Source organism: Acidithiobacillus sp. HP-2, from assembly GCF_015100155.1.
Taxonomy (GTDB): domain Bacteria; phylum Pseudomonadota; class Gammaproteobacteria; order Acidithiobacillales; family Acidithiobacillaceae; genus Acidithiobacillus.
In genome coordinates, this window is sequence record NZ_JACKZA010000029.1 from 17,157 (window position 1) to 27,189 (window position 10,033).

Annotated in this window: 8 protein-coding genes; 1 reads left to right on the forward strand and 7 read right to left on the reverse strand. The window is 51.0% G+C overall.

What is annotated here, in order from left to right:
* Positions 1-552 precede the first annotated feature (552 nt).
* The 6 genes from H7F11_RS15625 to H7F11_RS15650 form a co-directional block, all read right to left on the reverse strand.
* Positions 553-1,359: a glycosyltransferase family 25 protein gene (locus H7F11_RS15625; protein WP_193651057.1), complete on the reverse strand. Its 807-nt coding sequence runs from the start codon at positions 1,357-1,359 to the stop codon at positions 553-555.
* Complete coding sequence (locus H7F11_RS15630) at positions 1,346-2,284, reverse strand: sulfotransferase family protein (RefSeq protein ID WP_193651056.1); 939 nt, start codon at positions 2,282-2,284, stop codon at positions 1,346-1,348. The genes H7F11_RS15625 and H7F11_RS15630 overlap by 14 nt, the downstream gene beginning before the upstream one ends.
* Positions 2,277-3,224 carry a sulfotransferase family protein gene (locus H7F11_RS15635; RefSeq protein ID WP_193651055.1) on the reverse strand — a complete coding sequence of 316 codons (948 nt, stop codon included), beginning with the start codon at positions 3,222-3,224 and terminating at the stop codon, positions 2,277-2,279. Before H7F11_RS15635 ends, H7F11_RS15630 begins: the two co-directional genes overlap by 8 nt.
* Before the next feature lie 98 nt (positions 3,225-3,322).
* Positions 3,323-6,451: an efflux RND transporter permease subunit gene (locus H7F11_RS15640; protein ID WP_193651054.1), complete on the reverse strand. Its 3,129-nt coding sequence runs from the start codon at positions 6,449-6,451 to the stop codon at positions 3,323-3,325.
* Positions 6,448-7,644 (reverse strand): efflux RND transporter periplasmic adaptor subunit, encoded by a 1,197-nt coding sequence (locus H7F11_RS15645; RefSeq protein WP_193651053.1) that lies wholly within the window; start codon positions 7,642-7,644, stop codon positions 6,448-6,450. Before H7F11_RS15645 ends, H7F11_RS15640 begins: the two co-directional genes overlap by 4 nt.
* Positions 7,641-9,089: a TolC family protein gene (locus H7F11_RS15650; RefSeq protein WP_319803364.1), complete on the reverse strand. Its 1,449-nt coding sequence runs from the start codon at positions 9,087-9,089 to the stop codon at positions 7,641-7,643. Before H7F11_RS15650 ends, H7F11_RS15645 begins: the two co-directional genes overlap by 4 nt.
* A gap of 286 nt (positions 9,090-9,375) precedes the next feature.
* Between H7F11_RS15650 and H7F11_RS15655 the strand changes: the two genes are divergently transcribed.
* Positions 9,376-9,672, forward strand: coding sequence for a hypothetical protein (locus H7F11_RS15655; protein ID WP_193651052.1), 297 nt, complete (start codon positions 9,376-9,378; stop codon positions 9,670-9,672).
* A 55-nt stretch (positions 9,673-9,727) separates the two neighbouring features.
* Here the strand turns inward: H7F11_RS15655 and tnpA are convergent.
* Positions 9,728-10,033 (reverse strand): IS200/IS605 family transposase (gene tnpA, locus H7F11_RS15660; protein WP_193658240.1); only part of this gene is annotated, 306 nt, incomplete at its 5' end.

Sequence of the window (10,033 nt, forward strand, 5' to 3'; positions counted from 1 at the left end):
TCATATACTGCGGCAAGTCTCGGAACAATCCTGTTAGCCCGCAAGATCAGCCCTGGGTTAGCCCATAAAAATGAAAGCACCCAGAAAATTTCGCTAAGTGCCTGTTTTATTTGGTGCTGGCGAGAGGAATCGAACCCCTGACCCACTGACTACAAATCAGTTTTAAGCCCCTTTTTAATCAAACAGATACACCTTTGTGCCCAATTTTTACAACGAGTTGTCCAAGCTGCCACTCCCGCATTATCCCCCTTTTTCCCAACCTCACTTGGGCAAAATTTGGGCGCATATTTGGGCATGATGATAAGAGATTTTGTTCAAATTGTCCTTAGTCATCCAGTATCGAAGTTCAGATCATTGATGCCACACGGGCCCCTGCACCCAAGCGGCATTTATTACGGGAGGACATAAAGCAGAGCAAAGAAAAATCTATACACGCTGACCAGAGTCCTGCTGGATAACATGAAACGTTTTTTAGCCCCGCCAGTATCTCGCCTCATCCAGGTTTCGATGCTTTATATTCAAAAATCACTGACACTGTTTGGCAGACAACATTCAGTAATGACTGAACAGTCCCAGAAAATACCTCAAACTGTACAGTAACCCTGCGAGAGCATCTCTGCCATTACGGAGATCGCGCTGCAGGCGACGCCAGAGAGGTCTTTTACCATTTCGCATGGCATCCCAGCCACGGCAAGAAATGGCAGAAGGTAAATCTTGTCTGATTTGAACAACGAATGGCTCCAAAACCAGTACACGTAAACCATGAAGCCAATATTGATCCAGCACCTTATCCACGGGCTCGGTCATTCGAGTGCTGAACGCCAGCAAGCGTTTTGCAGCGGCTGGGCGAATCAGATAAGCGGCCGTTCCCATAGCAGGCCTGACGTAATGCATCAAAGTATCGGTGTCATCCAATTTTTTGTAGGGTAATCCTTTGCGATCATAGCGTTCCGCCATCAGGCGGAGTACGTCCCAGTCTGTCACATGCGCCAACGCCAATTGTAGCTTGGCAGAAAATTCAGGATCCAACTCTACATCATCTTCCAAAATACACCATGCTAGATCTTGTGATTGTGCACAAAGCTCCCAAAGTGCACGGTGGCTCAAAAAACAACCCACTTCTCCAGGGGTCAGGTCATAACCATAATGCCATTGTCGATAACGCGCATCGTAAATCGGCGGGTAGGCGTCTCTCGTACGAGGCGTAATAGCCGGAAAAATTTTCATGGGTATTCCGGCGTTCCTTCGTAAATCTTCTACATGGTTACGGCGATCCATATCCTCAGTAAGCGTAATAACATAAACCGGCGGCAGAAAGGTTTGGGTGGATGACTTTCGGTGAAGGCTATCGGTGGACATGAGTCATCTTCCACCAGAAAGTGCGGCGTCTGCGCCGTCGTTCGCTTTCGTGATCTATCAAGTCCAGGATACTGGACAAATTTTGATGTTCATTTTGCAGGAGCTTCCACGCCTGCCAAAACTGGGCATCGGGCGATACACCACAGTTTTCCAGCACCTGCATCGTTTTGTGTACCAATGGTAAGATGAGTGGATTTTCTGGGGAATCATTCCCTGCCTGATGATGGCGCAATTTGCCATTCAAAAAGTGATGCTTATAGGTATGAAGTTGCTCGGCATGAATCGCAAATCCAAGATGCTCTCCTGCGCGCTGCATCGTCTGTGCAGGATGTTCTAACACCTGATCATAATGGAGGATGGCAATTTTTTGGTTTTCCAGCAGGTTCAGGAAAGGCACCCAATGCGCTAACCACATCAATTGGCTGCGCACGGCATCCATACCATTGCGAGTCTGTAGAGAGGCCACCACGGAAATCGGGTGCCTGAGGGCTAAAACAAATTGTATGTCTATTCCTCCCAGATCCGCTACACGCAACCAGAAAGGAAGTGTGCGCAAGGTTCTGGGATCCTTGAATCCCCAGTTATTCCAAACAGCGATTCTTTGTTCCAGTAATTTGAAGGCTTGTTCGGTCAGGTCCTCGTGACGTCCATCAAGAAAAACTTCAGCCGATAAGATACGCACATCGTTCCATGCCAAATCACAGCGCTGCATTAATTTCTGATTAATCGCAACAATGTGTGCGTCTTCCCAATACCCGCGTGGATTATCCATTCCTGGGGATATGAGAGCATCCCCCATATGGATACCCCAACATTCCAAACCTTTGGCAATGGCACTGGTCCCGCTACGGTGCATACCGAGTACGCAGACTACGCGGCGCGTAGTGGGAGATATCTCCTCTGATTTCAGGGCAAGTTCAGGCATGGCTGATGTGCTCGTTGATCGACCAGGAAGCCCGCAATGACGGCAGCTCCTGATTCAATAGGGACTCCAGTTTCAGGACATCAGCTGCGTAAATGCCCTCTAGATAGTGACGAACTGCGGGATCCAGCTGCGGTTTGGAAGAAGATTTTAAAATCAGGTGCTGATATAACCACCACTGCAGGTTTCTAGGCATAAGCCGATAGCCAATCCAGCGGGCCAACGGGCTCGCGGCGCAACGTCTGGACCACTTGCCACGCGGGGCTTTGTAAGCATTATGTACGGTGTTCAGATCCATCTGTAAAAACGGTTCAAAAGCAATACCCAGGTGCTGGGCAACGCGCTGTAAGGTATCTTCCGGAGCTCGAACCAATTCATCGAATTGCAGAATCTGCACATTGGAAGCGCCAAAGGTTTGGAAGTAGCGTTGTACCGGATCCGCATACAGGCCCAAGTCCACGTACATCCGCGAAATCCCCCAGCCTTTTTCGCGTTGCTCAAAATCACGTTTCAGTAATTCCACACTCAACGGCTGATCAACTATTCCCTCACGAAAATCCATCAGATAATGGGAATGAGCGCGAGCTACTGGATCACGCAGCATGATAATGATTTTGGCATCGGGTGCCACTTGATGAATGCGCTCTGGCACTTCGGGGTACCAGAGATTGGAAGTGCTGGCATCCCCAACGGCAGAAAATTTCAGGGCGCTGCGATAAAGTTTGAGATAATCTGCCTCGTCTTCAATAGATTCTATCAGGAGCTTACGATTGGCTCTTGGCTGAATTTGTGCAAAGAAATGGGGTTCCTTGAACGCCGGTAAAAAAACATCGGGATGCTGCTGAAGATGCCGATAAAGGGAGGTTGTCCCACCCTTGACGGTACCTACCATATAAAAATTGGGCCAAAGCGCTGAAGATGAGGTTGGGTATGATAAAGGCATTGATGACTCCAAGTACAAAACTGATAAAAATTCATCTGGGTAATGTGTCGTGGTATCGAGTAACAGATACCACGGCAAAACCATCAGGGGTTAAATGCTCACAGTTTGAGTGTTGAGCTTTCCTGTGGCTGTGCTAAAGCCGGCATTTTTTCAGGGGCCTGCATGCCTAACCAACGTTTCACCCGATCCCCAAATGACTCCATCCAGAGATAAAAAGCCGGAGTGATGTAGAGGGTCAGAAATTGTGAAAACACTAGCCCCCCAACCACCGCGACGCCTAAGGGCACGCGCGAACCCGACCCAGCCCCAAGGCCAAAGGCAATCGGGAGAACACCCAGAATAGCGGCGAAAGTTGTCATCATGATAGGGCGATAGCGCACGGCACAGGCATCCACAATCGCATCTAAAGCACTTTCTCCTTCGCGCCGCCGGCTGACTGCAAAATCCACAAGAATAATGCCATTTTTCTTGACGAGCCCCATGAGCATGATGATCCCGACAAAACTATATAAATCGAGTGGCTGATGAAAAACCAGCAGGGACAAGAGCGCGCCAAACCCTGCGAGAGGTAAGGCCGAAAGAATAGTGAAAGGATGTAAAAAATGTTCATATAATATGGCGAGCACCACATAGATCAGCAAAATGGTGGCTACCAGCAGCAGGGGCAGCGATGAGAATGCAGACTCGAAGGTGGATGCACTACCTCCAAATTCTCCTGTAACACCTGCAGGCAATATCTGCTGTGCGGTGGCATCAAGCTCTTTGGTCACCGTCCCCAGGCTGGCACCCGGGGCCAGATTGAACGAAATGGTCGTGGAGGGTAATCCATTGTACTGTTCCAGACTGAGTGGGCCTGCGTCATAGGCAAAATTGGCCACTGCAGACAATGGTACCAGGGTGCCACTGCTTCCCGGCACACTCAATGAGGATAATGCATTAATATTTTGCTGATATTTTGGAGATAATTCGAAAATCACTTCATATTGGTTGGAATTCCCGTAAATGGTCCCTACTTCCTGTCCCCCATAAGCCAGCGCCAAGGTCTGTTCGATAGATTGCGCTGTCACCCCCATGGCTATCGCCCGGGGACGATTGATCGTGATGGAAACTTGTGGATTGTTGGTTTGTAAATTACTATTGGCTGATTGAATCAGGGTATTTTTGCGCAACACAGTCACCAGATTGTGTGTAGCGGTATCCAGGGTGTTCCAATCCTGTCCCTGGAGGACATATTGATATTGCGCATTTGAGGAAATAGGTCCGACCTGAATAGCTGCCGGTTGCTGGAAAAATATTTCGGTATTGGAAAACTGGCGGGTTGCCTGGCGTAGAGAGGCGATAACGGCATCGGTTTTCCCGGAATCTCCGGATTTGAGGCGTACAATCAGGCGACCAGAATTGCTTCCGCCAAAGGCTCCAGCACCCTGTCCAGCCGAAGAGATAACCGATTGCACGCTGGAATTTCGCAAAACAACTGCCTCAATTTTTTTCTGCTCCGCCGCCAGTTCGGCAAAAGACATGCCGGTGGGATACTGAATACTGGCAAAAAAGGAACCATTGTTTTCATTGGGGATAAAACTTTTGGGTACGATCAGAGCCAACCCTACACTGCCCAAGAGCATCAATCCTGCGACACCCAGTAACCAGTTACGGTGTTGCAGCGCCTTGCGCAAGCTGCGGATATAAAAATCACAGCTGCGTGAGAATCCTCGTTCAAACCGGCTTTGTTGGTCCCGGTCTTCCGCAGCACCCCGATGCAAAAAACGACTGGCTAACATGGGGGTAACGGTCAATGCAATCAGGCCGGACAGCAGAATCACCACAGCAATTGTAACGCCGAAGGCCGCAAACAGATGCCCGATAAAACCACCCATCAGGATTAATGGCAGAAAGATGATGGCTAAAGAAAGGGTCATCGCCATGACGGTAAAACTGATCTCCCGAGAGCCGTCCAGGGCGGCCTGCATGGCAGAGGTTCCCCGTTCCAGATGGCGATTGATATTTTCCAGCATGACCACCGCATCATCGACCACAAAGCCTACAGACAGGGTCAGTGCCAGCAAGGTCAGGGTATTGAGGCTATAGCCCAATAACATCATGACCAGAAAAGTAGCCAACAATGACAAGGGGATAGCCAGTGCACCTATCAGAGTAGCCGTAGCCCTGCGTAAAAATAACCACATCACGCCAGCGACGAGCAGGCTGGCCAGCAATAAGGTAAAAACCACGTCTTCGATAGCTGCCCTGATATAATCGGCGTTGTCAAAAACAACCGAAAGATGCGCACCGCCGGGGGCAGATGCCATCAAGGACGGCAGCATCTTCCGGATCCCCTGCGAAATAGCCACCGTGTTACTACCGGGCTGACGAACAACCGCCAGAACGATGCCGGGAGAACCATTAATCCAGGTTTTTTGCAGATTGTACTGCGTGCTGTTTTGCGCCTTGGCTACCGCGCTGAGAGGAATGGGTTGCCCCCCTGCGTACGCCAGAATCAGATGATTGAAAGCTTTGGCCGTATGCAGCTGCCCATGTACCTGCGCAGCAAAATTCACTTTGCCGCCCTCAAGCGTCCCTTCTGGCAAGTCCACATTGGCCGATTTAATCGCGGACTCCACGGTATTCAAGCTGAGCCCACGTGCCGCAAGAGCAAAGGGATTCGCGTAAATGCGCACGGCATAGGTTTGTGCACCGAATACTTCGACATCGGCAACGCCCGGAACCGTGGATAAAGAAGTGGCTACTTTCGTTTCCGCATATTTATCCAAATCGTACAGCGGCATATTGGCCGCTGACAGACCGATATACATGATCGGTGTTGCGGTCGGGTTGATGTTTTTGACCAGCGGTGGTTCCGGCATCCCCGGAGGCAAAAAATGTTCTGCCTGCGAGACCGCATCGGAAACGTCCTGAGTGGCCTCAGCGGCTGACTCGTTGAGGGAGAACTGCAGGATAATCCGGGTAGACCCGTTTTGGCTGGTTGAACTCATCGCCGTCAATCCGGGAATACTCGAAAATTGCCGTTCAAGCGGGGTCGCTACGGCACTGGACATGGTTTGCGGACTCGCACCAGGCAGAGATGCTGTCACCAATACCGTTGGAAAACTCACATTGGGGAGCAAAGCGGAAGGTAATTGCAGATAGCCAAAAATCCCCAGGATCACAATGGCTAATGCGAGTACCGTCGTCGCTACAGGCCGACGGATGAACGGTTCGGAGAGATTCATGCCGTACCCCCGGATTTTTTCGGGGTCCTTGATGCAGCCTTAGTGGTGGAGGAAATAGCGCGTACGGACGCATTGGGTCGCAAGCGTGCGGGTGCGCCTACAATGACTTGGGTGCCTACGTGAATAGTCCCAGAAATGGCTGTCTGGCCTTTATTTTGGCCCAAAAAAGTGGCGGGTTGCATGACTGCTTTACCTTGCCGAATCACGTAGACAAAAGGCCCAGATTCGCCTTCCTGCAGGGCCAGCGAAGGAATCAATAAAGCATCGTGTAAGCGTTTTTTAGTAAAGACGACCTGCAGATACTCACCTGACCAGATGGCATTCTCCGGATTCGGCATGGTGGCCTGAACCGTCACTGTCCCGGAGCTTGAACTGACGCTGTTATCGATAGCGGTGATCGGGCCATGACCGAGAAGTTTCTGTTGATCTTCATTCCATACCTGGACGGTATCGGCCTTACTCTTCAACGCAGCGCGCAAATCTCCAAGGTTTTTTTCCGGAAGACTGAATTGCGCTTTGATAGGCTGGGTTTGATTGATGGTCGTCAGGGTAGTGCTGTTGGCCGCGACCAGATTCCCCGATTTGATGGTCAACAGGCCGACCTGCCCGGAAATGGGGGCATTGATCCGCGTATAGGAAAGATTCAGTTCCGCCTGTTGGAGGGCTGCCTGATCCGCAGCTACGGTCGCATTGGCCGTCTCTGCGGAGGCCACCGCTTCCTGATAGGTCTGCATGGTCACGTAATTTTTGGCGATGAGCGGCTTATAAGCCTGGACCTGAAGCGCATCATAGTGCGCCTGGGCCATTTCCCCTTGCAGATTCCCTTTATCCTGAGCCACTTCGGCAGAATACATGGCAGGATTGATTAAAAATAAAGGCTGCCCTCGGGTGACCCATTGTCCGGAATGTACATAGACTGCCTGTAGGGTACCACTCACTTGCGGCGTCACGGTTACGCTGTGTATAGGCACAGCCTGACCCAGCGTATCCACGGTGATGGGCAGATTCCCTTGGATCACCGATGCTACCTCTACAGGAAGAGCGGGAACCTTGCGGTGGTGGGCTTCCTGGCAACCGGAAAGATTGGTCACAATGACCAGTCCCAGTACCACAAAAGCACTCTGTCGAAGCCAACGCAATGAGGGGGTGGCAAGAAGCGTGGCGCGATTACGCGTGAGATGAATGATTTTCATGATTGATCCTGCAAGGATGTCAGATCGTGCGGAATTTCTATGTAACCCAACGCATTGGCCAGATTGGCCAGATCAATGTAGCCGGTCGTAATGTCCTGAATCTGGGTTTGTTGCGCCGTGGTCAGCGTTGCTTGAGCCGTCAGTAAATCCACCATGGTGGCCAATCCTACTTTATATTGCGCCCGAACAGCTTTCAGTGAAGCCTGGGCACTGGCTACAGCCAGTTGCGCGGCCTGAGCGGCCTCGCGTGCGCCCAACACTGTCTGATAGTCTTGATAAACAGTGAGAGAAACCGTTTGCGCTTCTTCGTTCAAACTGGCCTGTGCACTGTTGACTTGGGAGCGTGCTTCTTCTACCTGATAGCTGTCTTTGAAGCCAGAGAAAATGGGGACGGTGAGGGTAACGCCGATGGACCAGTTTTGCGAAGGAGATAACTGATTCTGGAACCGCTTTCCGCCGCTGACCCCCAGGCTCAGTGTCGGTAAGCCCACCGCCTGATCAGACTGGACGTCCGCACGGTCTGCAAGTATCTGGGCCGCATCGGCAGAAACAGAAGCATTGTGACTGATCGCATAGTGAATCAAGGTTTGTACGGCAGGGGTAACAATTGGTGGAAGCACCTGGGGGTTCAATGGTTGAAGCGGTATTGGATTGTTTGCCAGCAAGCCACAGGATTCAGCCAGGGCACCCTGATCCGAACGGACCTGAGCCCGCGCCGAAATCAGTTCGGCTTTTGCCTGGGCCAGTGCCGCTTTGGCTTGCAGTACATCACTGATCGTGGCCATGCCTGATTTCTGTTGAATAGTGGCCGTATTCAGGCTGGCGAGGTCTTCTGCAACCGTCTGTTGATAGGCGCGTACCAAGGCTTGTTCCCCGATCAATTGATAATAATTTTGAGTGACCGAAAGGGAGACATTTTGTAGAGCGAGGTTGTTATCGAAGCCAGATATAAATAACTGGGCCTTTGCAGCGTTGCGTTGGGCCGCACGCGCACCAAAATCCAGCAAAACATAACTAAGGCTCAGACTCGTAGAGTCCGCATTCAAGGCGGGTATGGCAAACCCTGCCGTGCTGTTTTGCTGAGAACGATTTGCCGAACTGGTGAGGGTCAGGGTCGGTAAATATCCCGAAGTAGCCACACCCAATCCCGCCGCTGAAGCTTGGAGATTGGCATAGGCCACCTCGGTAGCAGGATTATGACGCAGAGCATAAGCGGTCAGTTGGGCAAGGGTCATCCGATGGGTGAAATGCACATTATTCGGTCGGGTGGCGGTGGGAAGCTTGAGGGCATGATCACTCCAGGCGGCCCCTGTTCCCGAGCTCAGCCAGGCCTGCGTGTCAAACGGATCTGAAAAAAACCCATCCAACGGTGCGGCGGCGGCGGTCAGGCTCCAGCAGCACAGGGTGGTCCCCATCATGATCCGCAGAATTTGTATCGAAGTCACGGCATCCCCTTTATGCAACTCGAGGCTATACTAGTGGCTTTAACCCTGTCTGTGCAGACTTCCTGACCCGCTGAATTATGAATAGATGTAAATGGATGGAGGATCAGTATTGAATTTATCTATTATTTATCAAAAAGATGTTGGAAATATGCCGCCGCAGTTAACTGTTGAAATTTACAATCCTTAACATCTTCTCACTGTAGAATCGCCTTCTGCCGCAGCTATGATGCTTTCCAGAGATTCTCGCAGGAATCTGCTGGGACTCTTTCACGCAAGGGGGCAAATCATGTTACTGCGTCATACGGAACTTGTTCTTACGGCTATCCAGTCATTCGGCTGGACGCAAAGTGAAGCATCAAGGGGTACCCGATCGGTAACAGAACCCGAAATCCTTGACCCGTTCCCCAATGGCAAAACCCGGCTCAATGGTTCTCAACCGCCGATTCCAAGGATGCTGGGATTAATTGAGCGCCATAAAAATTTTCTGACGCTGGATGCGCATCAGGTCAAAGCGCTGAAGGCCAGTAAATATCTCCCGGCAAAGCCGGGAGCTTTAGTTCGTGAGCCGCTCAAAGCGGCTTAAAACGGGGACGCTAACGCGGCCCCTCAGTTTTGGCGCCACCACTGGGTGGCCCGGATCAACTCCATATGTTCAACTGATCTACTCGTTCATCCTCTTTTTCCTGATGGCGAATATAATCTCGAATCATCGCCTCATCTCTACCCACCGTCGATACAAAATACCCACGCGCCCAAAAATGCTGGCCCACGAAATTACGCTTCCGTTCACCGTAAGTCCGCGCTATATGGATCGCGCTCTTGCCCTTGATGTAACCCACCACACTGGATACTGCGTACTTCGGCGGTATCGAAATCAGCATATGAACATGGTCTACCATCAGATGCCCTTCTTCCTGTCTCTTATACACATCTCCGAGCCCACC